Raw genomic sequence first — 26,712 nt, forward strand, 5'->3', positions numbered from 1 at the left:
GTCAAATTCTTTTTACATCTACAGTTTAATTTAACATCAAAGTAATGTCAAATACTTTTGACATTATAATAAAAAATAAAAGCCCCGCTTGCGCGGAGGCTTTTTATTTTATAATCATTTTCGTATAGTCTGAATAAATAGTATCTAACTCTTCCACTGTCTTATTAGCGGTCTCATTCCAGTCACTAATAGTGAAGATAGTTTCAACTAGTTGTCTAGCAGTAAGACCTTCTCGACTTTCAAAATCATTTTCCTTGATAAATACTTCTGCATCTCTCGTCATCAAATCTTTTGACCATTTGCTAATAAGATTTGAACAGGCATCATCATAGCGTTGGCCTTCAATTAATGTTAATAAATCTGATCCTTGATAAAATATATCTGACGAGCTAAACGGCTTAGTAAAGCGCTCATCTCGATCAATTTTAAAATAATCCTTTAATAACAGCTCAACGCCATTTTTTAATAACATCTCTTTATCCTCAAAGTGATAATAAAAAGTTGTGTGGTGGATACCTAGTCGCTCGCAGAGTTGTCTAATGCTAACATCTGAATACTTGACTTTATCTTCTGTCAGCATCTTAAACAACTCTTGCCATTGCTTTTCTTTCATCGTACGAAACCTTCCCGACAGTCACCCGAACTTGTCGGATGAATCTTTTTGATAAACCTATTATACTAATAGTAGCAACAGATAGAAAGGCGGAACCCTTATGCGTAGAATCAAGTTATTTATTGCCACAAGTTTAGATGGCTACATTGCCAACCCTGAAGGTCAAATCGACTTTCTAAATACGATTTCCCAAGATGAGCTGGATACCACTTATGAAACCTTTATCGAATCCATTGATACCGTGATTTTAGGTAGCACTACCTACTTACAAGTCATCAATGACTTATCACCTGATGTTTACCCTTATGCTGATATGACAAGTTACATCTTAAGTCATCAAACAGACATACCTTTAAAAGAGAATGTCACGGTCTTAAATAAACCTGTCACTGACTTAATCACTGAATTAAAAGAACAACCTGGTGGTGATATCTGGTTAGTTGGCGGTGCCTCAATTATTAATCCACTAATTGAAGCAAACTTAATTGATGATTATCACATTAGTTTAGCTCCCTATCTTTTAGGCGAAGGGATTCCACTCTTCTCACCTAAAACCAAAGAATTACAACTTAATTTACAATCACAAACTGCTATTAACGGAATGATTCACACCCACTATACGGTTAAATAAGTTTTCTTAAATTGATTGTACAATCCTCTTAACCTCTCTATACTAAAATTATAGGGAGGTTTTATTATGAAAAAAATCCTAACGCTTAGTATCACGTCGTTATTCAAACTATTCTTTGTCTTTATCTCATTTATGATCTTTCTAAATGTTGTGATGGGACTGGATACTGGCTTTTTCGATCATTCACTTACGACTCAAATCTGGGCTGTTGCTAGCATTGTTTCAATGCTCTGGTTACTGGCACTCGTGATGATGCCTATCAGTTATACCTATAACCACTTGAAAGTATTAGCAATCATTTCCGCTTTCATGGCTTTAGTCGTGATAATGACCAGCTTTGATATTTCAACCTATACTATGTACGCCTTTAGTATCCTATTGGCCGTTCTAATTTACTTTCTATTCATTCACTTTATGACAAAAAAATAAAAGCCTCGCAAACGCGGAGGCTTTTTATTGATCTTTTCTTACCAACGTAATAATCCCATGAATTAATAATCCTAAAATTAAAAACACCACTAAGCCTGTGCCAATTGAAAGCAGGATTGATACGGTACTAAAGTTTCCAAAATAAATCATTAAACCTGAACTAGCCAAGCCAATAAATAATGAGACGCCATAAAATAAGCCGATAGCTGTATCGTATTTATTCGGCATCATGTCGTTATAGTCTAATTGTTCTTTCTCTTTTTTCTCATTCAATTTTTCTTCACTACCTTTTACTTTTTTATTTACCCTGATGTAGCCATCGATATTGGCTCCAATTATATTTGCCAACTGTTCTACCATCGGTCGATCGGGTACTGTGACATTCCGTTCCCAATTAGAAACAGCTTGACGTGTCACGTGTAATTCTTCTGCTAATTGTTCTTGGGTGAATCCTTTTTCTTTACGTTTATCTGAAATTATCTTGCCAACATTGTGTTCCATTCCTTACCTCCTGAAACTATTATCCAAAATCAAACAACTTATTTCTAGCAATTAACATGCTAATTGCGCAACTATGACCTGGATTAAACTTATTTTCCTATTATAACTGATTGTCTTACTTGATATCACTACCTACTTTAAAGAACTGTTTGTTATAATAAAATCAAACAATTAGTTAAAGGAGTTTCCATGAATATAATTTATAGACCGATTGAAGAAAAAGACTTCGCCCCACTTGAACAAATTATCCGCGATACGTGGAATTATGATACCTACTATGACGAACAGCTTGCCAAAGATTGTGCTGAAATGTATTTAGCTGGTTGTCTTAATAACTTCACTTTTTCAGAAGTAGCTGTGCTAGAAGGTGAAACTGTTGGCGTTATTTTAGTCAATGATAAAAAGAACCATCATCCCAACCCAACTTATCAGAAAAAATGGGAAGCCGTTCTCGAGCGCCTTGATCAGACAGAAGCTGGTCGGACTGCCTTTAACTCTTTTGACAAAGTCGAAGGTCTTTATCATGAGATGTATATCAAAACAAATAAAGCCTATGATGGTGAACTAGCATTCTTCTTAATGAACGATAAACATCAAGGGCTTGGTATTGGTAAAAAACTATATTTAGATGCTCTAGCCTATTTCAAGGCACAAGGTGTTGAGTCCTTCTATCTCTTCACAGATACGCAATGTAACTTCGGTTTCTATGACCACATTGGCATGAATCGAATCGAAGAAATCCAACATCTGCCAACTGCTGGTAAAAAACAAAGCGATACTATTTTTTATATGTATGAAGCAATAATCAACTAAAGCCCACGCTATTGCGTGAGCTTTTTATTTTCCTGTTTTAACAGATAGTCTTCATAATGTTTTGGATCTACTTGTGTCGTCCCCTCTTTAAAGAAGATGGTTTCTGTTTTAGCCTGTGTGGCTTCTGAATAATACCATTTCTTCCATCGTAAATAATCCAAACTTTCCGATAAAAGAGCCATCTTTTCTACTAAGAGGCTTTCTTGTTCTTGAATAAATTCGTAACGAGATTCTAGCGTTCGGTCTCCTGCCAAACACATTGCCATAAAGCGAGCAATTTCTTTCACTTCAATCCCAACACGTTTTAAACATACAATAGTATCTAAGTATTGAAAATCAGTTTCCACAAAATAACGTCGATTTGCTTCATCTTTTTTAACAAATGGTATCACATTTTCTTTATCATAATACCGCAATGTATCCGTTGAAATCTGATACTTTTCGGCAATTTCACCAATGGTATATTTTTTCATAGTTCCTCCTTGACTTGGAGTTAACTCCAAGTGATATGCTTTATTCTATCATAAAGAAAAGAGGAATCATAATGACTAAACAACCACTAATCGTTATCACTGGAGCAAGCTCAGGATTTGGAGCTGAAATGGCAAAACTATTTAATGCGGAAGGTTTCCCACTACTTTTACTGGGCCGCCGTATCGACAAGATAAAAGAATTACCGCTAAATTTTGATAACGTTATGATTAAACAAGTTGATGTAACAGATCTAGCTAGCTTCTCTATGGCAATCACAGAAGCTGAAGCTATTTATGGGCAAACAGATTTACTCGTTAATAATGCGGGTGTTATGCTTTTAGGTAATATTGAAAAGCAATCACCTAAAGAATGGGAAACGATGTTAAATACAAATGTCTTAGGTGTTCTTAACGGGATGAGCATTGTTCTAGAAAATATGAAACAAGCCCACCGTGGAACCATTATCAACATGTCTTCCATCGCTGGTTTCAAAGCCTTTACTAATCATGCTGCCTATGTTGCTTCTAAGTTTGGTGTTCACGGTGCCACGGAAACAATTCGCCAAGAAGTGGCAGCACATAATGTCCGTATCTCATTAGTCGCACCTGGTGCTGCTGAAACCGAGTTACTATCACATACAACAGATCAAGAAGCTGTCACGAACTACAATGCTTGGAAAGACACAATGGGCGGTATCACACTTGACCCTGTACATGTAGCGCAAGCGGTTAAATTTATTTATGATATGCCACAAGCAGTCAACATTAGAGAAATTGATATTGCCGCAACCCAACAAGACGGTTAACAAAAAAGCCTCCGCATTTGCGAGGCTTTTTATTTTATCTTCTTTTTCATTTTCTTCCAACATCTTTCACCCACAAAATGGCCTGTTAATAAAGATGATACTTCATTTATAATTTGATACCCTTTTGATTGATAAAGTTTAGTGGCTTGTTCATTGCTTGTTGCCACAAACAATGTGACACAGTCCACATCTACAATCGACTTGGCATACGTCTCAATGTAATTTAAACACATTGTCCCTACACCTTTTCCACGATAATCTTTTGCCACTGTAATGAATGATAAATAACACTCATTGGGTTTTATTTGATCATCTAGCAATCTAGCCCCTAGATACCATCGCCAATTTTTCAACTGTTTCTTACCTGTATACGTTACTTTTCGATCAGAAAATTTTCCCGACAAACCAAAAATACCCGCTAACTTTCCTTCGTCAGTAACACGATACAACTGCTCTTTTGAATCTAACGTTCCATATAACTGACAAAACCTTGAAAAGTCCAATGGCTTAATCAGACGTTGCCATTTTGCTTGGAAGGCTTCAAATAGTAATAACAACTCTGCTTCTTTTAAGCTTATAATCTCTTCGATTTTAATCAATCTTCTCACCTAACACTTTCACAGCAATCCGTTTACCCGATGATAAGAAACGTCCCCCATCTTCAATGACAGTCAATGGTAATTCTTGGTTCATCATTAAGTATTCAAGATGTTGATCAAATTCTTCTTCACTGCCAGATTCAATAGTAGTAACTTGATAATTTCCTGAATCCACCAAAATAGCTGTCGGTTCGTCTGATTCAATACAAATTAGATAAGTCAGGTCATCGATGATGTAATAGAGTTTCCGCATTAGAAAATCCGGATCCCAATCTATTTCTTCCACAATTGATAAATCAAAGGCTTGTTCAGTTGGGAGTTCCTTTAGAACTTTAAGATAAATGGGTTGTTCAATTCGATAGACAACTTCTTTGGCTTTTTGATTGACGACAATTTGTTCATCAATTAATTTCGATAACTGTTCTAAACGCGTGATTTCCTCTGTAACCGCAGACTTTTTTTGAAGCAGCACATCGGTGTAATCACTTTTAGTGTCATCATGTAGCATCTCTTTTATTTCAGCTAAGTTTAAGCCTAACTCTTTTAAAAATAAAATAAATGATAACTGGTAAGCTTCCGACATACCGTACTTACGGTAGCCATTACTACTTATTTCTTTAGGTTCTAATAATCCCTTGTCCTCATAGTGTCTCAGCGTATGGTGGCTCACGTTAAATAAATTAGCTAATTGGGAAATTGTGATTAATTTTTCTGTCATCTTCTCACCTCACTTACATTATAAACCTTTGGGTTAGTCTAAGGTCAATCATTTTACTTAAAATAAAAAGCCCCGCAAACGCGGAGGCTTTTTTGTTATCTCTTAATAAATTCAAAGGGTTGTTTTATTTTTTCACTGCTTTCCTCATAAAATAAGTTAAAAGCTGTTTCTCCACATTGAATCAATTGGTGGTCTACCGTTGGTAAGCCTAACATCTCGCCGACTAATAAATTATCACGACCCACAATCAGCGGCGCTTTTCCACCTTCATACTCTTTTAAAATAATCGCAGCAATCTCATCCCCATTTGCTAATATCGCATCAACACCACGTTCTTTAAAGAAAGCTGCCGCAGCTTTACCTTTGGTTAAGTCATGACAATTCCACATTATATCATCTGTGGTAAACTCCGGAAAGTACTCTTGGCAGAGAGCGATTGCCGTTTTTGAGTTGCAGCTTAAACGATTATCCCGACCTAGTGTTAATCCTACTCGTTTAATCCCTTTATCTTTAAAGTATGATAAGACTTTCATCATTGATCCTGTAATATCTGGATAAGCTGCGCCACAATGACTACCATCGGCTTCTTCACAAAAGACAATTGGGCCATATTGACGATAGTCATCAAAGACTTCAAGATGATTGGCACGTGTTACCACGATTAAACCATCAAAGCCTTTCGCCGAAAACTCTTCTAAATACCCCATTTCAATTTCCGGATCAAAATCTGTGGGTAACAAGGTCACTCGATAATCATTTTCAAAAGCTGCTTTGTTAATCCCTTTTAACATTTGATCATAGTAGGGTTGGTTAATAAACGGGACTAAGACACCGATATTTTGTGATTTTCCACTACTTAAATTACGGGCCGTTTGATTGGGCACATAATTCATTTCCTTAATGACCTGATTAATATGGTCTTTCTTCTCTTTGGTTACATAAGGATGATTGTTAATCACGCGCGACACGGTGGTCACCGAATATCCTGTTATTTTTGCGATATCACGAATCGTTGCCAAACTAACACACTCCTAACCCTTTTTCAAAATAGTCTTTCATTCCCTCACCTTGAGTATACAAGATATATTCCTGATTGCTAGCGACAAATCTGATTTGTTGTCCGCCTAAAACTGAATGTGATGCTAAATAAAAAATACTGTCTAAATCAATTCGTTGTTTCTTGTGGCCATAAGGATAAATGGTTAATCCTTCTTTATCAAAATATAGGCGCGCACTCAGATAACAACCAGCCATTTTAATGTAAGTTTCCATTACTATTACCCCTCTCATCGTTTAATAAGTTGAGTATAATTTATGAAACGAGTTTCATAGCAAGCTTTATTCCAGTTATTAGTTGTATATTTCTAAAAAAGTACATTAAATTACCCTAAATAACTTAATTTAGACATTTTGTTATAGGATTACCTATGATAAGATTTACTTATAGACACGTTCAATATAGGAGTGAATAAAATGTTTTCAGAATTATTACAACCCAAAAAGCAACGCCTTATTAAACTAGCTAAAGATATCTTATTAACTGAAAATCTCCACGAAAGTAATATTTCGTACACTACTAGTGATATTTCTTCTCTAAACCAAGACTTACAATCTATAAATTCACCTATTCGCTGCTTCAACACCTATATTAGTTTTGAAAATACCGTTGAAAATGTGGCACAAATTAAAAATAAGTCTATTCTTGAACTAGAAAAGAAATACCGACAAGAGTCCACTCCTATCCGACTCCTTAGTTATATCATTACGCATCCGAATTCAACCATTCAAGAGGTTTCAGAGGAAACTTTCATTTCGATTCCTTACATCTACAATTTAAAGAATAAGATTAATGATACTTCTTTTTTTAAGGATAACAATCTGACTCTTGATTTGACTGATGGAAAAATTCATATTTCAGGTACTCATCTGGCAATTGCATTTTTCATTCTGTACTTCAGTAAATATGTATTATCAAATCCCGCTGATGATTTTAAATCTTTACTTGATATTAATATCCCTACAGATCTTATCTTTAGTGGCAGTGAGCTATACCATGAGTTAACAGCCTTACTTTATCCAGAACTGACTGAAAAAGAAAAACTCATCGAAATTTTTACTAGCCACTACAATCCGTGTTTACCAACTTCTCAAAGAGAATATGTTGGCGAACTCTTACTAGCCAATCAATCGAACCATTTCACTGAAACAGCTTTAAAAGTTTTAAAAATTTTTGAAGAATATTATCCTCAACTTACAAGTGAGCGTTATCCCTTATATATTTATGAACTATACATGCTTTATAATTTTTTTGTTTTTCAAACTGAAAGTATCAAGTATTACCCGCCACAAGAATATTTTTACTCTGATACCCCAACAAAAAAAGCCCTCACTCCATACGAGTTAGCATCTTATTCACATATTAGCTCACAATTACAACCCTTATTTTTAGAGGAACATACTGAGCAAGCAATGCAATTTTTTGACTATTTCATTTCATTGTTAAACTCTACCTTAATACCTGAAACGCTACATATTCATTTGGTATTACTTGAAACAGATTTTTCTTACGATTTATTAAAACGATCTATCCTTGCCTATTTTAAAGAAGGCTTAGTTCAATTCGTTGATACGCCTCAAGAGTCCGATATTATTTTGTGTAATGACTTTACGGTCTTTTCTTATGACTATCCGATTCAAAATATTTATTATTTCCAAAACTTCTTTCAAGAATTAGCTTCAAAAAAACATTTAAACTTTATTATGACAAAAGTAAAAAGATAATCCCAACATGGGATTATCTTTTTTGATTACAGTATAAGACATGTTGTTTTAATGGCGAGTCGTCATTCATTTTAGGGTGAGCAAACTCTCCAACTTTTTTCATACCAAGACGTTTCATCAAGTTTTCTGATGGTTGATTAATTGTTGCAGTAAAGGCATAGATTATTTCGATTCCGAAATGTTCATGACCGTAATTCAGTGTGGCTTGGGCTGCTTCTTGGGCATAGCCTTTGCCCCAATACTCTGGTAAGAAACGCCAACCGATTTCCACTTGACCTTGAATATCTGATTCAAAGCCGACGGTCACTAGGCTGACAATCCCGATAAACTGATTCGTACCTTTCAATTCAACGGCATAAAATGAATAACCATGTTCTCCTTGATGGGCTAAAACTTTAGTCAAAAATTCAACCGATTCTTCTTTTGACATGACTGATGGGAAATAGGTCATCACCTGTTCATCAGCATTTAGTTTAACAATATTCTCTAGATCACTCTCTACCATTACACGAATAATCAAGCGTTCTGTTTCAATCATTTTCTCTGTCATGATTTACACCCATTCCTCTCTTAAGATGCGACTGAGATGTTGGTCTTCTACTCTATTCAACAAAGGCATCTCCACGTTTTTTAATGTCTTAACATACTTGAAGCCAACTTTCTCTTGGACACGTAATGACTTCTCATTAACTGTTGAAGCGGCACACCAGATAGCATCTAAGCCAATGACGTTGAAGCCTTGCTTTAATACTGCTTTAGTTGCTTCCGGTATTAATCCTTTACCCCAATGCTCTTCCGCTACCCAATAACCAATCTCACCTTCAGCGTCGGACATAAAAGCACGCTTACCGATGTTGAGGTCAATACAACCAATGACTTCAGATTGGTTCTCTTTAAGTGTAATCGCAAAAATTAATTCACCAGTCAAAACAGTTTGAATAATTTCAGCACTTTCCTCTTCACTAGTATGTGCTGGCCAACCAGCACTAGGGCCAATCTTAGGGTTACTTGCATAACGATATAATGAAGGTGCATCGGATGATTCAAAAGGCCTCAATACTAATCGTTCAGTTTCTAATCTCATCATCAACACCCTCTCTCAATTTATTAAAACTAGTTTAACATAAAAAGCCTTCGCAATTGCGAAGACTTTAAGTGATTATTTTTTAATTTTTTTATATCCTAACAATCCAACTAAAGCAATAACAAGCACACCAACCACTGACAAAATCATATTACGTGATTCGCCTGTTTGTGGTAATTGCTGCTTTGGAAATTTTGTCGGTTCTTTTGGTTCTTCCGGATCTTTTGGATCTTTTGGATCTTTTGGATCTTTTGGATCTTTTGGATCTTTTGGATCATTCGGTTCTTTTGGATCTTTTGGGTCTTCCGGTTTGGTTGGAATAATTGGCTTGTTTCCAACTTCAACTATTGCTACATTCTGATTTATCCCTGCTTTGATTGTGACAGGAATTTCTTTCTTATCAAGCTCATATCCATCTGGTGCTTTTGTTTCAATTAATTTATATTCACCAAATGGATGTGATTTCGTTGTGGTACCATGTCCATTTTCAGCAATGATAATATGATCTACTACCATTCCTGCATGGTTATAAACATCAAACTCTGCACCTGAAAGTAATTTTTCTTTATTCGTTGAATCAAATTTAATTACTTCAATTTTACCAACTTCTTCTCCCTGACCTTGACCACCACCACTGACTTCTGGCGTTTGGCTTTCAACATTGCTACCATTATAGTCTTTTCCTGTTAACTCACCTTTATTAGAATACGTTCCTGCTGCACCACCATCTGTGATTTCTGCGTGGTAATAAATTTCAACAACTGGATCTGGATCTGTTAAGTCACCCAAGGAAACTTCAAAACCATTCTCCGTTAATGTTATTTTACTTGCATCAATCATTCTCTCAGGCTCTGCTTTAACAAATTGTCCATTTTCAACATGACCATAATAACCAAAAATTGAATCTGGGATTATTTTTTGGTTTGGTCCTAGCTCATCTTTATAAACGGCTTCCTTGATTTGAAGTGCTTTAGCATTGATTTGAACAACCCAATCAGCATAATCTTTGCCATTTTCGACACCTTGTTCACCTGGAACATAATCTCCAAATTTAGTTAATTCAGAGTTTTCTTCAATTCCTCCTGCCCCGCCAACATTTATCGTGATTTCCCCTTCATCACTGATGTTGATAGTGATTTCTTCACCTTCTTCAACGTTATTCCACGTTGTTGTAAACTCAATTGTTCCCCCACGGTTAATTTCAGGATTGTTTTGATAATAATCAGTAAACGTTACAATAACTTGTCCATTTTCTGGATCAACCACTGCATGACCTAAAACCTCACCATTTTCGTTCGTAATATCAAATTCAGCAGAGGCTGTTGATATTAATTCTTTTGGAAATGGGAACGTCATCGTATCACCTTCTTCGATAACCACATTATCAGGAATTGACCAATCATAATGAACTTTAGTTGTTTCATTAATACCTATGGTTTCACCTGATTTCACCGGCACCCAATTCCCGTTTTCATCTTGGTGTAATAACTCCGTCTTCCCTCCAAAATCTGGGTGATTCGTTACTGCAAAAGCTGTGATACTCCCCACAACTGTTCCAAACAAAAGTAACGTTGTTATTACTACATTAAATACTTTTTTTCTCATGATTATTCCCCTTTTCATTCATCATAACTGACATATATGTACATAACTTACAACTTATCTTAACACTTGCGCTTTATTATATATGAATTATTCCCAAACTTGTCTATTTAGTTTTTCGAAATTTTCAAAAAAAAGAATAATGGTTTTAAAATGATCCATTCAACAACGTTAATTAACAAGACACTAAAAAAACACCTTGTTAAAGGTGTTTTTAGAAGTTATAGATTATTTTCGCTAAGCCATAGTCATTTAATAGAAAGAAACGTGATAGAAAGACTATCAAGACGACTGTAATGACTTGGAACTTAATCGGTGATTTGATATTAAACAGTGATAATCTACTATTGATTAAGGAACAAGTTTTCCAGATGATTAAGCCAATTATCAACCCTGCACCATTCATGATGACATCATCGATATCTGTCCGTCTATTATTTAATAGTTGGCTTAATTCAATCAAGAGAATCAATGAAAAGCCACTGCTTATTACTTTGGTAGTTTTAGCTTTTCCTTGAAAGAAGCTGGCTGCCATAAATCCAAAAGGCATTAACATAATCACATTTAAAAGATTATTGATTAACGAAGCTTCACCCTCAAAAGGAATGAAATTGACTTGCTCCCCACGCCATTGAAAGCCATACATTGAGATATCATATAGCGTTCCTGCACCTGTCACTTTAAACATCATCATCAAGTAAATACCAAAGATTAACAGCCAACCAAATGAGCGATCAAGCCCATGACGAATCAAATAAATGAGACACAATGGTGCTAGCACTGCCAGAAATTCATATCCTAAAAATAATAAACTATCCATCCTAAACCTCCCAAGCACTTTTAACCAGTATAGCAAAGACTGCCAAAGTAAAAATCATTCTATGGGCTGATTTATCTATAAAGGTATCTGTCTTTATTTAGGTAAAACAATTTTGAAAGTCGTTAAACCACGATTACTATGAACCGTAATATCCCCATTGTGAGCATTAACGATGTCTTTTGCAATGGCTAATCCTAAGCCAGACCCCGCATTTTGAGTTGTTCGCGCACGATTTAAACGAATGAATTTATCAAACATTTCTGACATCGCTTCTTCTGTCAAGGTATCGCCTTGATTGGCTATTTCTATTTCAACTGATAAAGCTGTTTCTTTGACCATAACTGAAATAGGACTGTCAGCTTCACCATATAGACAAGCATTTTTGATAATATTATTAAATACTCGTGCCAGTTTCTCAGCATCTGCCACCATTTCAATATCCGGTGAATCAACCAAAATTTTCTGATTTTTTTCACGGGCATCTAAATGACGTTCATCACAAATTTGTTGTAACATTGTGCCTAAGTTAAATCGCTGTTTTGTTAAGACAATATCCTGCATATTGAAACGGGTAATATCGAAAAACTCATTGATTAATCCTTCTAAATCATTGGCTTTAGTTAAAACCAACTTCAAATATTTTTGTCGTGTTTCTTCATCAATTTCATTGGTTTCTACTAGAAAACTCAAATAGCCAATAATCGATGTTAAAGGTGTTTTAATATCATGAGCAAGATAGACAACTAAGTCATTCTTCTTCATTTCAGAATCTTTTAAGGCAAGTTCACGACTTTTTAATAGCTGTTTACTCTGATTGATTTTCATTTCAATACTGGCTAACTCAGGTGATAATTCTGTTAATACATCACTATCTGACACCACTTCATTTAGGTTATTATCAATTTCATCAAAATACGTCATCACCGTGTTAATCAACTTTCTAAAAATAAAGTAAATGGCCACTAGCATAAAGATTGAAATAATAAGCATTTTATTTTGGCGAATACTAATATGATAGATCATAAAGGCACTGTCATAATCTAATGGAAATTGATATTGCAACAGCTCTAAAATACCATCAGCAATTTTTCCGCTAAATAAGGAACTTAATAAAACTAATCCCACTGCTGTGACTATGATATATTTCAATAAATCTACGAGTAATTTCTTTTTTAACATTGAAAATTTACCATTATTCATCAAACTTATACCCCACTCCCCAAACGGTTTTAATGTATTCAATCCCTGGACTATGTGCTTTTATTTTATCGCGTATATGACGAATATGAACCATAATTGTGTTAGTTGATGCTTCATAATAACTCTCGCCCCAGACATTTTGAAACAAGGCTTCTGACGATATGACTTGACCTTGGTGTTGGGTTAAATAAGCTATGATAGCAAACTCTTTCGGCGTTAAATTAACTTCATGACCGTTCACAAAACATTGGTGATTAGCATATTGTAGCTTTAAGCCACGGCTCTCAAAATCATCGCTACCTGCCTCTTTATCTTGTTGGGAATTATAACTACCATCGCGTCTTAACTGAGCTTTGACACGCGCCATTAATTCCAATGGTTGAAATGGCTTAGTGACATAATCATCTGCCCCCACGGTTAAACCATGAATTTTGTCCATTTCAGTATTTTTAGCAGTTAGCATGATAATCGGAAATAAATATTTTTTGCGAATGTCAGCACATAAGTCAAAGCCGTTGTAGTCTGGTAACATCACGTCTAAAATAGCTAGATTAATTGTTTGGTCATTTAAACTAGTTAAGGCAGCTTCGCCTGTTTCTGACATAATCACTTCAAACCCTTCATTAAGCAAATACATCTCGATCAAATCAGAGATTTCTTTTTCATCTTCTACTACTAAAATTTTAACTGTCATCTTCTCACGTCCTTAAAGACTATTATATATGTTTTTAGCGTCAATCATATTAAACTGCTTGCTATCATGATTTCCCTTTGCTCCAACTGTAATTAAAAGATACTCTTTACCATCAATTTCGGCAATGGTTGCTAAACATAACCCTGCCTCATCAGTATAGCCTGTTTTTCCACCTACAATCCGGCCTTTTTTCAAATCTGGTGAGCCGAGTTTTTTAAATAAACTACTTTCAAAAGAGTAGTTTTTGCCGTTGTAATAAGGTGTTGTAAAGACTCGATAAAATGTATCATTTTGTAAGGCATGCTGTAATAACTTAGCTAAATCACTGACCGTTGAATACTGTTCCGCTGATTCTGTGCCGTATGAATTAGTAAAATGCGTCTGTGTCATATTTAACTCTTTAGCTTTTTGATTCATCACCTCTGTAAAAGCTTCATCAGAACCTGATACTGCTTTTGACAAGGACACGGCTGCATCTGCTCCTGACGGTAACATCAAACCAAATAAAAGTTCTTCCACTGTCACAGGGACATTAGGTAAGAATCCTGCAACAGATGCTTCTTCTGAATAAAGCCAATTGATTCGTTCACCGTCTGTCATCATTTCTTGCTGTAAATCAGGTAAGTTTTCAATAGCTAAGATAGCTGTCATTATTTTGGCTAATGAGGCTGGTTTGATTTTTTCATCTGCACCCTTTTCAAAAATAGTCTCACCATTAACTTTCTGTAGCATAGCTTGTTTACTATAAATATTCAATGTCTGATTGGCGTCTATCTTCAAGACTTCACTACCTAATGAAACATTTTTTTGATAGGTATAATAGCCTAACCCAATACTTGCAAGTAACAGACTGATTAATAATAATTTAACTGATGTTTTCATTTTCTCGCCCCCTACCATTAGTTAACCAAGATAAGCGACTTAAAAAATATAATATTACTGAATAATAAATTAATAATTTATTAAGAAAAAACAGCCACTCCTTTGAGTGACTGTTTTTATTTAGGTTTCACATGTTTTACAAAGTTAAACAAATCATCTTCTGATTTAATTTGTCGGTTACATTTATCACTATCATGACAAATATAATTCCCTTTTAATAAGTAATTGCCTTCTTTAGAGACCTTCCCTTTGGCTTCAAACATACTAACCTCTGAAATGGTTTGGCAAATAGCACAGAGACCTTTTTTAATAGTCGGTGAAATGGTTCCTTCCAAGCCAATTAACTCATCAGATTGATAAGCGATAATATATTTTCTTTGCTTAGCAACATCATTCCAACCATAAAAGGTTTGTCTATCTAACGCGACTTCTTCCCATTCAGGAACTTTTAATTTCTTGGTTTTAGCAAAAACTTTTTGCAAACCTTTATCACTTGGTTGTTTAAAAGGAATAATCATTGGCTTGACTTTTTCCAAGTACTTGTCTAATTCTCGTTGAGTTTTTCCTAATTGAATACTTTCCCGTAGCAACTCTAATTCTTCTGCTGAAGCAGTTGGAAAACTAGCCTCAATCTTTTCTAGTGCTAATAATTTTAACGTGTCAACTGTGTGTCGATCATTAACTGAGCGTTGCGTTTGAACGACAATCGTCGCCTGTTCTTCGATGATGTTATATTGAAATGGTTTAATAAATTTATCCATGTCTGATTCCTCCTTTAGTTATAAAACAAATAAACTAAGATCGGTATCACAAAATTAGTCGTTTCCTATTTAATTATTCAGCAATACCAATCGTGATATTGCGTATTGAACGATGCATGTTATTCGGCATCTGCGATCACCACCTAAAAATAATACTTTTAGTTTAACATAAATACAGAAAGATCTTGCATATTCTCGCACTAATTTTTAAATCTAAATAAAAACCAGCTACTCAATGAGTAGCTGGTTTTTTAGATCTATTTCTTCGGTTCGTCATCGTCCATTTTAAGAACGGCCATGAAGGCGTCTTGTGGGACTTCAACTGATCCGATTTGTTTCATACGTTTTTTACCATCTTTTTGTTTCTCAAGAAGTTTTCTCTTACGTGAGATATCTCCACCATAACATTTCGCCAATACGTTTTTACGTAAAGCTTTAATGTCACTACGAGCGACAATTTTTTGGCCAATCGCTGCTTGAATTGGCACCTCGAATTGTTGACGAGGAATCAGTTTTTTCAGTTTCTCTACGATAGCTTTACCACGTTCAAAGGCAAAGTCTCTGTGAACGATAAAGCTCAAAGCATCGACTGTCTCGCCGTTTAGTAAGATGTCCATCTTCACTAGGCGGCTTGTTTTGTAGCCAATGATTTCATAATCAAGTGAGGCATAACCTTTTGTACTTGATTTTAATTTATCAAAGAAGTCAAAGACGATTTCTGATAGTGGTAATTCATAAACCACGTTAACACGGTAATCATCTAAGTAATCCATTGTTAAGAAGTCCCCACGTTTGCGTTGTGATAATTCCATCACAGCTCCAACATATTCGTTTGGTACCATAATAGACGCTTTCACATAAGGTTCTTCAACTGAATCAATCTTAACAGGTTCTGGGAAATCTGATGGGTTATCCACCACGATTTTAGAGCCGTCAGTTTGATTGACGTTGTAAATTACCGATGGTGCTGTTGTGATTAACTCTAAGTTAAACTCACGCTCTAAACGTTCTTGAACCACGTCCATGTGTAGTAATCCTAAGAAACCACAACGGAAACCGAAACCTAATGCTTGTGATGTTTCTGGTTCAAAATCTAAGGCCGCATCATTTAATTGTAATTTTTCTAATGCTTCACGTAAGTCATTGTAACGTGAGGTATCGATTGGGTATAAACCACAGTACACCATTGGGTTCATCTTACGGTAACCATCTAAGGCTTCTTCCGCAGGATTGTTAGCAAGGGTAATTGTATCTCCCACTTGTGTATCTTTCACCGTTTTAATGCCGGCAGTAATGTAACCAACATCACCTGTCATAAGGAAATCACGCGGAATTGGTTTTGGTGAAAAGATACCTACTTCGATAACTTCAAACTTCTTACCACTTTGCATCATCATGATTTCATCACCAGGTTTTACCACCCCATCTGTCACACGGACATTTAGGATAACACCACGGTAACTATCGTAAACTGAATCGAAGATCAAGGCTTTTAAAGGCGCTTCTAAATCACCAGCAGGCGCAGGCACGTACTCAACGATTTGTTCTAAGATATCTTGAATTCCAATACCAGCTTTGGCACTTGCAAGGACTGCTTCACTTGCATCAATCCCGACAACGTCTTCAATTTCTTGACGAACGCGTTCTGGATCGGCGGCTGGTAAATCAATTTTATTAATAACAGGTAGGATTTCTAAATCATTATCAAGAGCTAAGTAAACGTTAGCCAATGTTTGGGCTTCAATCCCTTGCGCCGCATCCACCACTAAAATAGCCCCTTCACAGGCAGCTAAACTACGTGAGACTTCATAAGTGAAATCCACGTGTCCCGGTGTGTCGATTAAGTGGAAGATATAGTCTTCCCCATCTTTGGCCGTGTAACTTAATTCAACCGCATTTAGTTTAATCGTAATCCCACGTTCACGTTCTAAGTCCATTGAGTCTAACAATTGATCTTGCATCTCACGGTCAGATACTGTTTCTGTGTGTTGTAAGATACGGTCAGCTAATGTCGACTTTCCGTGGTCAATATGGGCAATAATTGAGAAGTTACGAATCTTCTCTTGGCGTTGTTTCATCTCTTCCATGTTCATGATTTATATTCCTACTTTCCTTTTATCAGCACCTTTGATTATAACAAGCTTAAGCCCTAAAGAAAAGTCTTTTCGCTAGCCTACTCAAATTACTCTGTTCACATTTTTTGTCTTATCACTGGGTGATTTGTTATACTATGGGAGAAGAAAAAGAAAGAGGTTATAGTTATGAACCGGGAAGAACTCCGTCAAAGTCTAGAAATCAAACCAGTGGAACTCAAACACTTAAAACAATTTAATGAATTACTACGCTACGTTTTCCAAGTCACAGACTCAGATATTGAGGAAAGTGGCTATGAAGATGCCAATGAAATAACACGAGCTAAACGTCCTGTCTTAAAAGAAGCTGACGTTATTGGATGGTTCGATGAGAAAGATACCCTAGTCTCACAACTAGCTGTCTATCCCTGCCAAGTTAACATTCACGGTCATATTTATGACATGGGTGGCGTGACGGGTGTAGGAACCTATCCTGAATACGCTAGCCTAGGACTAATGAAAGATTTAATCCAATTAGCTTTAACAAATATGCGTGAACGTGGTCAGTACATTTCTTACTTATACCCTTACAACATCCCTTACTACCGTCGTAAAGGTTGGGAAATTATTTCTGATACCATGACCTTTAAAATAAAAGATACGCAACTTCCTAAACCCGTTAATGTTCCTGGTAATGTGGAACGTCTAGCTTATGATGATCCTGATGTGATTAAAGTCTACGATCAGTTCTCACACAAAACACATGGTGCCATGATTCGAACTGAATTAAACTGGGATGAATACTGGCGTTGGGAAAATGAAGAAGAACGCACCGCAGCGGTATACTACGATGCTGATGACCAACCAACTGGTTTCTGTTTCTACTGGATTGCGGAAGAAGTTTTCCATATTAAAGAAATGGTTTACTTAAACCAAGAAGCTCGTAAAGGGTTGTGGAACTTCATCTCTGCTCACTTCTCAATGATTAACCACGTTGAAGGCGCTACTTATAAAGATGAACCGATTGCTTTCCTATTTGATGATAGTGATATTAAAGAAACCATTGCGCCATTCTTTATGGCACGAATTGTTGACGTCGAAAAATTTCTAGCTGAGTTTCCTTTCGACAGCGCGGTGGAACCTTTCCACTTTGTGGTTGAAGATACCGAAGCGGAATGGAATAATGGCATCTTTGGTTTAACTTGGGATGAAGATGAAACTGTTCATGTCACTAGTGAAGCGGTAGGACAACCGGTCCACTTAAATATCCAAACCCTCACAACGATGTTAATGAGCTACAAACGTCCGACTTACTTAATGGGGATTGATGCTCTGACAACCGATCGTAAAACACTCCGTTCATTAGAACGCATCATTCCAAACCAAAATGCCTACTTTAGTGATTATTTCTAAAACAAAAAGAGCCTCTGAGGGGCTCTTTTTGTTTTTCATATATAACATGCATTAATTTTATTTACGCACATTCTCTGTTATTGAAATTTTATTCTCAAAAAAATAGTGCTACACTCACCTCGGCAACTGCCTCAAAAGGAGGTGATATTTATGATTACAGTATTCTTTGCTTTAATCAACCCAATACTTGTTGGCATTGTTTTACAGTTGTTTTCTCACTGGTTAGATGAGAAGGATAAACAATGAAAGCTGCCATCTGACCCCTCTTATCTTTTTAAAGATAAGAAAAAACCAACCTACTCCTATAGGTTGGTTTTTTTGGTGATATAATGATTACAGTTTTCTTGCCTTTATTATAGCATTTTCAATAGCTTATCACAATGTAAACTCAAGCCTTTTGAAAATTATTTTATTTTGTAATAAATAATATTAACAACTGACTTCTTTGTTTATTCTTACATAACACGCCATTAGTCATCTCTACATACAGAGCATGTTATTGAAATTTTATTCTCAAAAAAATAGTGCTACACTCACCACGGCGACTGCCTCAAAAGGAGGTGTTTTCATGTCTATTTTTTTATTAACTTTTTTCATTGCTCCACTTGTTATAGGAATGACTTTATCCATTTTTTCTCATTGGCTAGATGAACGGGATAAAGACTAATCAGTTGCTAACTAGCACACGTGCTTACCAATATTTTGATAAGTAAAAAGAAAACCCCAACCTACTGTAATAGGTTGGGGTTTCGTGTTTTCATGCTTAAATTCTTATTAACTTTATAAATCAATTATACCACCCGACATCCCTACAAACAACGGGAACAGCCATGCTATATTATATTACATTATTTTATTTTGTAATAAATAATATCAGCAACTGATTTCTTTGTTTGTTTTTACATAACGCGCCATTAGTCATATTTACATTCATTTCTTGTTATTGAAATTTTATTGTTAAAAAATTAGTGCTACACTCACCTCGGCAACTGCCTCATAAGGAGGTGTATTCGTATGACACTTTTTTTCTCGCTTTTGATATTTCCAATCATCACAGGTATCGTTCTAAAATGTTTTTCTCACTGGTTAGACGGGAAAGACTAGGACAGGAAGTTGCTAACTAACCACTACTTATCTATCTTGATAAGTAAAAAGACCAACCTATTCCAGTAGGTTGGTCTTTTTGTGTATCGAATGACACTTCTCTCTTTTATAGTTTTAGTATACAGCTAAAAAACTAGCACTTCAAGATGCTTATCCCATTCAATAAAATTATTTAATTCCAAAATAAAATAAAAAAGACCCTAGCATTTCGGCTAAGGTCTTTTTATTATTCTGCAATTGTTTCGCTTTCAAATGCTAATTGCTCATCTCGTAATGTCACCGTCACTTTTGTGTTCGGGCCGACTTTACCTGCTACGATTTCTCGCGCTAATGGTGTTTCCACTTCTTTCGTTAAGAAACGTTTCAATGGTCTTGCACCATAGATTGGATCATACGCACTTTCAGCAATCCAGTCTTTTGCTTCCGTTGATAGTTCAAGTTGAATACCTTGTTCTGCTAGTCTTAATCCTAAGTTGACTGTCATCTTATCAATGATTGATTTCACATTATTAAGTGTTAACGGTGTGAACATAATCGTATCATCAATTCGGTTTAAGAACTCAGGTTTAAAGTGCATTTGTAATTGATTCATAACACTATCTTTTGTTTCTTTTGATAGTTGACCTTCCTCATCCACACCTTCAAGCATGGTTTGCGAACCAATATTACTTGTCATAATCATCACAGTGTTTTTGAAATCAACTGTGCGACCTTTCGAGTCTGTCAAACGACCATCATCTAAAACTTGAAGTAAGACGTTGAACACATCAGGATGGGCTTTTTCAATCTCATCTAGTAAGACAATTGTATAGGGACTACGACGAACGGCTTCCGTTAGTTGTCCGCCTTCTTCATGACCTACATATCCTGGAGGGGCCCCGACTAAACGAGAGACACTATGTTTTTCCATGTACTCACTCATGTCGATACGAATCATGTGTTCTTCAGAATCAAATAACTCTTCAGCTAAGGCTTTAGCTAATTCTGTTTTACCTACCCCTGTAGGTCCTAAGAACAAGAATGACCCTAGTGGACGATTTGGATCTTGCAAGCCCGCACGGGAGCGTATAACAGCGTCTGACACGGCATCAACAGCTTCGTCTTGCCCAATGACTCTGTTATGTAATGTTTCGTTTAAACGTAAGATTTTCTCACGTTCACCTTCTACTAATTTCGTCACAGGAATTCCTGTTAGACGACCTACGACAACCGAGATTTCTTCTTCCGTTACCGCTTCTTGTAACATGCGACCTTCATTTTCGACATAGTTTTTAGCTTCTAATGTTTTCAGCTCTTCTTCCAATTGTGGAATTGTGCCATGTCTTAGGACCGCTGCTTGTTCTAAATCATAATTTGTTTCAGCTTCTTCTAAAGCATGGCGAGCTTTATCTAATTCTTCACGTTTGTTGCTGACTTGGTTGACTTCTTCTTTTTCAGTTTCCCAACGCATTTTTAAAAGATTTGTTTCTTCACGCAATTCAGCTAACTCTTCTCGCAGAATTTCTAAACGTTTTTTACTTGCATCGTCTGTTTCTTTTTTCAAGGCAGCTTCTTCAATTTCTAACTGCATCAAACGACGGATAACTTGGTCAAGTTCCGTTGGCATGGAATTCATTTCAACACGAATGGTTGCACAAGCTTCATCGACTAAGTCAATCGCTTTATCCGGTAAATAACGATCCGTGATATAGCGGTTTGATAATGTTGCAGCCGCAACTAAGGCGTTGTCATGAATATTAACACCATGGTGAATTTCAAAACGTTCTTTCAATCCACGTAAAATACTAATTGTGTCCTCAACAGTTGGTTCTTTTACTAGGACTTTTTGGAAACGACGTTCTAATGCTTTATCAGTTTCCATATATTCACGATACTCATCTAAAGTTGTAGCACCAATACAGTGCAACTCACCACGAGCTAACATTGGTTTCAGTAAGTTACCGGCGTCCATACTACCTTCTGTTTTACCGGCACCAACGATGGTATGAATCTCATCAATGAAGAGAATGATTTGACCATCACTTTTCTTCACTTCTTTCAGAACGGCTTTCAAACGTTCTTCGAATTCACCACGGTATTTAGCACCTGCGATCAAAGCACCCATGTCTAATGAAAAGATTGTTTTATTTTTTAAGTTTTCTGGCACATCTTTGCGGACAATACGTTGTGCTAGTCCCTCGATGATGGCGGTTTTACCAACACCAGGTTCCCCAATTAAGACTGGGTTATTTTTTGTTTTACGAGATAAGATACGAATCACATCACGAATTTCATCGTCACGACCAATGATTGGATCTTGTTTACCGCTCTTCACTAATTGATTTAAGTCGGTCCCGTATTTTTCTAATGCTTTATATTGTTCTTCTTGATTTTGTGATGTCACACGATCTCCTCCTCTCAAATCTTCCACAGCTTGGCGTAAACTCTTAGCGGTAAAACCTCTTGTGCTTAAGAATTTTGCTAGCGGGTAATTTTTCAACTCCATTAAAGCTAATAGGACGACTTCTGTTGCTAAGAACTCATCTTCAAAACTTTCACGGATTTTATCTGCTTCGTTTAATAGATTAAATAAATTTTGGCTAAGGCCTTGTCCGTATTGGACGTTACTTCCCGATACAACTGAAATGGCATCTAACTCTTGGTCCACTTCTTGAATCATCTCATCTACAGGTACACCTGCATCTTTATAAAATTGATAAGCAAAATGATCCGGTTGTAAAAAGATTTTCCATAAATGGCAGACGTCGATTTCTTGATGCATGCGAGTCATTGCCACTTGTTGTGCTGCACTAATTGCTTCTTGCAGCGTTGTTGTCATTTTCTCGATATTCATCCTATCGCCTCCTTAACTATATCCTTATTATATAACTTTGGTCAAAATAGGTCAAAGAATATGTTTGCATTTTTTGATCATTTGAAATAACAAAAAAAAACCACTAATCACATTAGCGGTTTGATTATATAAAACTGTCTTAAAGTATTATCCCAATAACACATTTTATACTTTAACTTCTTTCCAGTTTTCCGGACAGTTACTGATGTCCCCTATTCAGTTTCTGTAAACAGCAAGGAGTTGACCCCCTTAACCTATGTATTATAATAGCATATTTTTAAAACAGCTCATTATTCTAAAATTAATAAATTAATCAAAAAAAAATAAAACGCTAGCCAGCGTTTTATTCAAAACCTTCATCCATTAAATAACCTTCTGCTTGTTGCTTTGTTTTGAAGACTGCTTCCACAGCTCCACTTGTCATCACCACAACCCACATGTAGTTTTGGTAACGTAAAGTCAATTCATCTCCATGATTGTCACGCCACTCTTCTTCGTATCCTTCAGGAAAACCATCTTCTGTTAGACGTAAGAATTCTAAAGCTAGGTTCACTTTTTCAATAATCTGTTCTTTTGTATCGCCATGAACTGAAATGTAACCGCCCTTAGTTTCTTGTCCTGGTAAGTAACCAGCGTAAATAAAAGCATTGCCACTTTTCGGGTGTAAGAACTTCACTAAAGTTGTTTTAGGAATAGCACTTTCTTCAAAGTGATAGTTTAAACGATTCAATGAAACTGGCTGACATGTCAGCTCTTCGAAGCTATCAAAGATAGCTTTTTTTTCTTCAAATGATAACACGAGGCACCTCTTCTAGTTGATTGTCTTTTTATCGTAAAAAAATAAGGAAGTCCCTAAATCAGGGAACTTCCTTTATTATAGACTAATTACGCTTGAGATGCATTTAATTTTGCAATTTCTACGATTACAGCAGTCGCTTTTTCCATTGTTTGGACTGAAACAAACTCAAAACGTCCGTGCATGTTTTCCGCACCAGCAAAAATGTTTGGTGTTGGAATACCCATCATAGAAATTTTAGAGCCATCAGTTCCCCCACGTACAGGTTCAACTTTTGGTTCTACTCCGACAACACCCATAGCATCTTTAACTAATTCAATGATGCTCATGTCTTTAGCGATGATTTCGCCCATGTTGTAGTATTGATCGTGCATATCAACTAAGATACGTTCTTCATCGAAGTCAGCATTTAATTTAGTTGCGATAGATTTGATGAACTCTTTACGAGCTTCAAATTTTTCACGATCGTGGTCACGAATGATGTATTGCATCGTTGTTAATTCTTCGTTACCTTCAACGTGCATTAAGTGATAGAAGCCTTCATAGCCTTCTGTCATTTCTGGACATTCGTTAGCTGGAATTTCGCTGTGGAATTTATGAGCAACTTGTAAACCGTTGATCATTGTATTTTTAGCTGATCCTGGGTGAACGTTTTTACCATTAATTGTGATAACAGCTGAAGCAGCACTAAATGTTTCATAGTGTAATTCACCCACTGGGCCACCATCCATAGTGTAAGCAAAGTCAACATCGAAGCCTTCAGCATCAAAGTTATCTGCCCCAGTACCGATTTCTTCATCAGGACCGAACGCAACTTTTAATTTACCGTGTTCGATATCTGGATTCTTAACTAAGAATTCCATTGCTGTCATAATTTCAGCAATACCTGATTTGTCATCAGAACCTAATAAAGTCGATCCGTCTGTTGTAATCAACGTTTGACCTTTGTAGTTAGCAAGATTTGGGAAATCTTTAACTGTTAATTTATATTTGCCATCTTTGTCTAAGGCAATATCTGAAGAGCCATCGTAATTTTCTACGAATTGAGGATTCACATTTTCAGCATTGAAATCTGCTGTATCCATATGCGCAATAAAACCAATACTACGAACATTTTCTTTAGTTGTGTTACTTGGTAACTCAGCTGTTACGAAACCGTTTTTTTCGTTATAGCTAACGTTAGACATACCAATTTCTTTTAATTCAGCAACTAATGTTTGCGCGAACTCTACCTGTGTTTGAGTAGATGGAATAGTGGTACTTGTTGCATCCGAACGAGTTTCTGTTTTCACATACTTGATAAAACGAGGTACTAGATTTTCATACATATGACATTCTCCTTTTTCTCTTTAATAATATTTAAATGGGTTTGTATTCGTCAGAGACTGACTGAATTCAATATCCCAATTATAAACTTCTTTCCATTCGTTTGCTAATGAAAGCAATCGAGGTTGACACAAGACTTCAATGTGATGACCGGGATCAATCACTGGCAATTCTGCTGTTAGCATATCGTGACCGGTATGGTAATAGACATCACCTGTTAAATAAACGTCAGCATCTTTCGCTAAAGCATCACGATAAAACTTTTCACCGCTGCCACCACAGATGGCCACACGTTGAATCGCTTGATCTGGATTGCTACAAACTAATCGTAACCCATCTAGGTTAAATGTCTCTTTGATTTGGCTAATAAATTTTTCCATCATAATTGGCTCTGACAAGTCCCCAATTCGACCAATCCCAAAGGTCTTCACCTTGTTATGTAAGGGTTTCCATTGTTGTTCCATTGGGATTTCTTCAGAAATATCTTCTAATGAGTTTCTCATCTTTGTTATTTCTGTTTCCACTACTGGAAAAGTAATCACCGTTTTGTTATATTCTGGTGTTTCTTCACTAATCGTTTCAGTCGTTAACTCAGCTAAATAAGTCAGTAATGACACTTTATTTTTAGGATCAATGTGTAACGCCACTTCATGATAGGCAACATTATGAGTCGCTTTTAAATAAGTAGCCTCTTCAATCCCTAGTTCTTCACAGAACCAATCATTTAAACCATTCTCGATAATGTCGAGATTTGTATGAGCGGCATAAACCGCAATATCATGTTTAATACAATCAGCATACATTTTAGTTTGGGCATCATCGTAGTCTAAACGACTAATCGGTCTAAAAATCGGTGGGTGTTTTGCGACAATCAAATCAATCTTATTTTCAATTGCTTCAGCGACTGTTTCTGGACGAACATCTAAGGTAAACATTACCCGCTCCATCTCACGGTCAAGCTGACCGATATGAAGACCCACGGGATCACCCTCTTCAGCTAGTTCAAGGGGACAATATTCTTCGAAACGACGGATAAACTCTAAGCCATTTAAACTCATTGAATCAACTCCTTAATCCAGCTAATGCTTTCTTTTAACTCATTGATTTTATCTTGATGATTCGGATTATCTTCAGATAAACGACTTAAAATTAATTCTTTCTGAACTAACTCTTGCGCCCATTTATCTTTTAATAACTGAGATTTTTCTTTTAATAAGAAAGGTCCAAACAATAGTTCTTGCGGTGAATAGTTGGTTGTCTCTGTGGCTTTTTCCGCTACTAAAATTTCATAACGTTTGCCATCTTCTTCAATCAATTCCTCCGCTACTAGTTGATACTGATGGGCTTGTAGCCAAAGACGCAACTTACGTTCCCCGATATTAGGTTGTAAGATTAAACGTTCTTTACCTGTTAAGATACCTTTTTCAAATCCCCGGTCTAATATCTCACTAATTAACGAGCCGCCCATGCCAGCAATGGTAATCGCCGAAACATGATCCGTTGGTTCAATCGCTTCTAAACCATTAGCTAAACGCACGGTAATCTGACTTTCCAGTCCTAATTGTTGAACTAGCTGATTAGCTGATTCAAACGGTCCTTTTACCACTTCTCCTGCTACTGCTTGTTTCACGACACCATTTAAAATTAACCAAGCAGGTAAATAGGCATGGTCAGAGCCAATGTCTGCCACAACGGCAGCTTGTGGTACATAACTTGCTACTTTTTCTAAACGTAGCGATAACTTTTGTTCGTTCATTCTTG

30 protein-coding genes are annotated in these 26,712 nt (G+C 36.2%); 9 read left to right on the forward strand and 21 right to left on the reverse strand.

Annotated elements, in window-relative coordinates; all coding sequences use genetic code 11:
- Nucleotides 1-103: 103 nt before the first annotated feature.
- Entirely contained in the window at nt 104-613 is a 510-nt protein-coding gene (locus G7081_RS07110; protein WP_166008243.1) for a TetR/AcrR family transcriptional regulator, read from the reverse strand.
- Between the two features lie 100 nt (nt 614-713).
- Between G7081_RS07110 and G7081_RS07115 the strand changes: the two genes are divergently transcribed.
- Together G7081_RS07115 and G7081_RS07120 are read left to right on the forward strand one after the other, a co-directional pair.
- Nucleotides 714-1,244, forward strand: coding sequence for a dihydrofolate reductase family protein (locus tag G7081_RS07115; RefSeq protein WP_166008244.1), 531 nt, complete (start codon nt 714-716; stop codon nt 1,242-1,244).
- A gap of 66 nt (nt 1,245-1,310) precedes the next feature.
- The gene (locus G7081_RS07120; RefSeq protein ID WP_166008245.1) at nt 1,311-1,673 is read left to right on the forward strand and encodes a hypothetical protein; all 363 of its coding nucleotides are present in this window, start codon (nt 1,311-1,313) and stop codon (nt 1,671-1,673) included.
- A 24-nt stretch (nt 1,674-1,697) separates the two neighbouring features.
- Here the strand turns inward: G7081_RS07120 and G7081_RS07125 are convergent, their stop codons facing one another.
- Nucleotides 1,698-2,174 carry a helix-turn-helix transcriptional regulator gene (locus tag G7081_RS07125; protein ID WP_166008246.1) on the reverse strand — a complete coding sequence of 159 codons (477 nt, stop codon included), beginning with the start codon at nt 2,172-2,174 and terminating at the stop codon, nt 1,698-1,700.
- A 189-nt stretch (nt 2,175-2,363) separates the two neighbouring features.
- Between G7081_RS07125 and G7081_RS07130 the strand changes: the two genes are divergently transcribed.
- Nucleotides 2,364-2,987: a GNAT family N-acetyltransferase gene (locus G7081_RS07130; RefSeq protein WP_166008247.1), complete on the forward strand. Its 624-nt coding sequence runs from the start codon at nt 2,364-2,366 to the stop codon at nt 2,985-2,987.
- 8 nt (nt 2,988-2,995) lie between these two features.
- Here the strand turns inward: G7081_RS07130 and G7081_RS07135 are convergent, their stop codons facing one another.
- Nucleotides 2,996-3,460: a MerR family transcriptional regulator gene (locus tag G7081_RS07135; RefSeq protein WP_166008248.1), complete on the reverse strand. Its 465-nt coding sequence runs from the start codon at nt 3,458-3,460 to the stop codon at nt 2,996-2,998.
- Nucleotides 3,461-3,495: 35 nt separating this feature from the next.
- On the opposite strand from G7081_RS07135, the gene G7081_RS07140 reads away from it, so the two are divergent.
- The gene (locus G7081_RS07140) at nt 3,496-4,266 is read left to right on the forward strand and encodes an SDR family oxidoreductase (RefSeq protein ID WP_202982290.1); all 771 of its coding nucleotides are present in this window, start codon (nt 3,496-3,498) and stop codon (nt 4,264-4,266) included.
- A gap of 29 nt (nt 4,267-4,295) precedes the next feature.
- Here the strand turns inward: G7081_RS07140 and G7081_RS07145 are convergent, their stop codons facing one another.
- The 4 genes from G7081_RS07145 to G7081_RS07160 all read right to left on the reverse strand — a co-directional run bounded on the left by G7081_RS07145 (nt 4,296) and on the right by G7081_RS07160 (nt 6,855).
- Complete coding sequence (locus G7081_RS07145) at nt 4,296-4,865, reverse strand: GNAT family N-acetyltransferase (protein ID WP_166008250.1); 570 nt, start codon at nt 4,863-4,865, stop codon at nt 4,296-4,298.
- Entirely contained in the window at nt 4,858-5,583 is a 726-nt protein-coding gene (locus tag G7081_RS07150) for a MerR family transcriptional regulator (RefSeq protein ID WP_166008251.1), read from the reverse strand. Before G7081_RS07150 ends, G7081_RS07145 begins: the two co-directional genes overlap by 8 nt.
- Before the next feature lie 95 nt (nt 5,584-5,678).
- Complete coding sequence (locus G7081_RS07155) at nt 5,679-6,602, reverse strand: LacI family DNA-binding transcriptional regulator (RefSeq protein ID WP_166008252.1); 924 nt, start codon at nt 6,600-6,602, stop codon at nt 5,679-5,681.
- 1 nt (nt 6,603) lies between these two features.
- Entirely contained in the window at nt 6,604-6,855 is a 252-nt protein-coding gene (locus tag G7081_RS07160) for a hypothetical protein (protein ID WP_166008253.1), read from the reverse strand.
- Nucleotides 6,856-7,056: 201 nt separating this feature from the next.
- Here G7081_RS07160 and G7081_RS07165 point away from each other — a divergent pair, with 201 nt between their 5' ends.
- Nucleotides 7,057-8,364: a helix-turn-helix domain-containing protein gene (locus G7081_RS07165; protein ID WP_166008254.1), complete on the forward strand. Its 1,308-nt coding sequence runs from the start codon at nt 7,057-7,059 to the stop codon at nt 8,362-8,364.
- 13 nt (nt 8,365-8,377) lie between these two features.
- Here G7081_RS07165 and G7081_RS07170 read toward each other — a convergent pair whose 3' ends face one another.
- The 9 genes from G7081_RS07170 to lepA form a co-directional block, all read right to left on the reverse strand.
- Nucleotides 8,378-8,914: a GNAT family N-acetyltransferase gene (locus G7081_RS07170; RefSeq protein ID WP_166008255.1), complete on the reverse strand. Its 537-nt coding sequence runs from the start codon at nt 8,912-8,914 to the stop codon at nt 8,378-8,380.
- Between the two features lie 3 nt (nt 8,915-8,917).
- Nucleotides 8,918-9,451 carry a GNAT family N-acetyltransferase gene (locus tag G7081_RS07175; protein ID WP_166008256.1) on the reverse strand — a complete coding sequence of 178 codons (534 nt, stop codon included), beginning with the start codon at nt 9,449-9,451 and terminating at the stop codon, nt 8,918-8,920.
- Nucleotides 9,452-9,523: 72 nt separating this feature from the next.
- On the reverse strand, nt 9,524-11,053 hold the full coding sequence (locus G7081_RS07180; protein WP_166008257.1) for an LPXTG cell wall anchor domain-containing protein: 1,530 nt from the start codon (nt 11,051-11,053) through the stop codon (nt 9,524-9,526).
- A gap of 211 nt (nt 11,054-11,264) precedes the next feature.
- The gene (locus G7081_RS07185; protein ID WP_166008258.1) at nt 11,265-11,870 is read right to left on the reverse strand and encodes a VanZ family protein; all 606 of its coding nucleotides are present in this window, start codon (nt 11,868-11,870) and stop codon (nt 11,265-11,267) included.
- 93 nt (nt 11,871-11,963) lie between these two features.
- Nucleotides 11,964-13,070, reverse strand: a complete 1,107-nt coding sequence (locus G7081_RS07190; protein ID WP_166008259.1) for a sensor histidine kinase — start codon at nt 13,068-13,070, stop codon at nt 11,964-11,966.
- Nucleotides 13,063-13,764 (reverse strand): response regulator transcription factor, encoded by a 702-nt coding sequence (locus tag G7081_RS07195; RefSeq protein WP_166008260.1) that lies wholly within the window; start codon nt 13,762-13,764, stop codon nt 13,063-13,065. Before G7081_RS07195 ends, G7081_RS07190 begins: the two co-directional genes overlap by 8 nt.
- 12 nt (nt 13,765-13,776) lie before the next feature.
- On the reverse strand, nt 13,777-14,646 hold the full coding sequence (locus tag G7081_RS07200) for a D-alanyl-D-alanine carboxypeptidase family protein (RefSeq protein ID WP_166008261.1): 870 nt from the start codon (nt 14,644-14,646) through the stop codon (nt 13,777-13,779).
- A gap of 116 nt (nt 14,647-14,762) precedes the next feature.
- Nucleotides 14,763-15,407: a FusB/FusC family EF-G-binding protein gene (locus tag G7081_RS07205; RefSeq protein ID WP_166008262.1), complete on the reverse strand. Its 645-nt coding sequence runs from the start codon at nt 15,405-15,407 to the stop codon at nt 14,763-14,765.
- A gap of 257 nt (nt 15,408-15,664) precedes the next feature.
- Nucleotides 15,665-17,500 (reverse strand): translation elongation factor 4, encoded by a 1,836-nt coding sequence (gene lepA, locus G7081_RS07210; protein ID WP_166008263.1) that lies wholly within the window; start codon nt 17,498-17,500, stop codon nt 15,665-15,667.
- 168 nt (nt 17,501-17,668) lie between these two features.
- On the opposite strand from lepA, the gene G7081_RS07215 reads away from it, so the two are divergent.
- The 4 genes from G7081_RS07215 to G7081_RS07230 all read left to right on the forward strand — a co-directional run bounded on the left by G7081_RS07215 (nt 17,669) and on the right by G7081_RS07230 (nt 19,996).
- A complete protein-coding gene (locus G7081_RS07215) occupies nt 17,669-18,892 on the forward strand; it encodes a GNAT family N-acetyltransferase (protein ID WP_166008264.1) in 1,224 nt (407 codons plus the stop codon).
- A 150-nt stretch (nt 18,893-19,042) separates the two neighbouring features.
- Nucleotides 19,043-19,138, forward strand: coding sequence for a type I toxin-antitoxin system Fst family toxin (locus G7081_RS07220; RefSeq protein WP_166008265.1), 96 nt, complete (start codon nt 19,043-19,045; stop codon nt 19,136-19,138).
- A 322-nt stretch (nt 19,139-19,460) separates the two neighbouring features.
- Nucleotides 19,461-19,559, forward strand: a complete 99-nt coding sequence (locus G7081_RS07225; protein WP_166008266.1) for a type I toxin-antitoxin system Fst family toxin — start codon at nt 19,461-19,463, stop codon at nt 19,557-19,559.
- Between the two features lie 347 nt (nt 19,560-19,906).
- The gene (locus G7081_RS07230; RefSeq protein WP_166008267.1) at nt 19,907-19,996 is read left to right on the forward strand and encodes a type I toxin-antitoxin system Fst family toxin; all 90 of its coding nucleotides are present in this window, start codon (nt 19,907-19,909) and stop codon (nt 19,994-19,996) included.
- Nucleotides 19,997-20,222: 226 nt separating this feature from the next.
- Here G7081_RS07230 and clpB read toward each other — a convergent pair whose 3' ends face one another.
- From clpB to G7081_RS07255, 5 genes are all read right to left on the reverse strand, one after another.
- On the reverse strand, nt 20,223-22,829 hold the full coding sequence (gene clpB, locus G7081_RS07235) for an ATP-dependent chaperone ClpB (RefSeq protein WP_166008268.1): 2,607 nt from the start codon (nt 22,827-22,829) through the stop codon (nt 20,223-20,225).
- A 343-nt stretch (nt 22,830-23,172) separates the two neighbouring features.
- Nucleotides 23,173-23,628, reverse strand: a complete 456-nt coding sequence (locus G7081_RS07240) for a hypothetical protein (RefSeq protein ID WP_166008269.1) — start codon at nt 23,626-23,628, stop codon at nt 23,173-23,175.
- Between the two features lie 86 nt (nt 23,629-23,714).
- Nucleotides 23,715-24,953, reverse strand: a complete 1,239-nt coding sequence (pepT, locus tag G7081_RS07245) for a peptidase T (protein WP_166008270.1) — start codon at nt 24,951-24,953, stop codon at nt 23,715-23,717.
- Nucleotides 24,954-24,974: 21 nt separating this feature from the next.
- On the reverse strand, nt 24,975-26,009 hold the full coding sequence (locus G7081_RS07250; RefSeq protein ID WP_166008271.1) for a Nif3-like dinuclear metal center hexameric protein: 1,035 nt from the start codon (nt 26,007-26,009) through the stop codon (nt 24,975-24,977).
- Nucleotides 26,006-26,707: a tRNA (adenine(22)-N(1))-methyltransferase gene (locus tag G7081_RS07255; protein ID WP_166008272.1), complete on the reverse strand. Its 702-nt coding sequence runs from the start codon at nt 26,705-26,707 to the stop codon at nt 26,006-26,008. Before G7081_RS07255 ends, G7081_RS07250 begins: the two co-directional genes overlap by 4 nt.
- Nucleotides 26,708-26,712: the final 5 nt, after the last annotated feature.

The organism is Vagococcus coleopterorum (assembly GCF_011303955.1).
Classification (GTDB): domain Bacteria; phylum Bacillota; class Bacilli; order Lactobacillales; family Vagococcaceae; genus Vagococcus_D; species Vagococcus_D coleopterorum.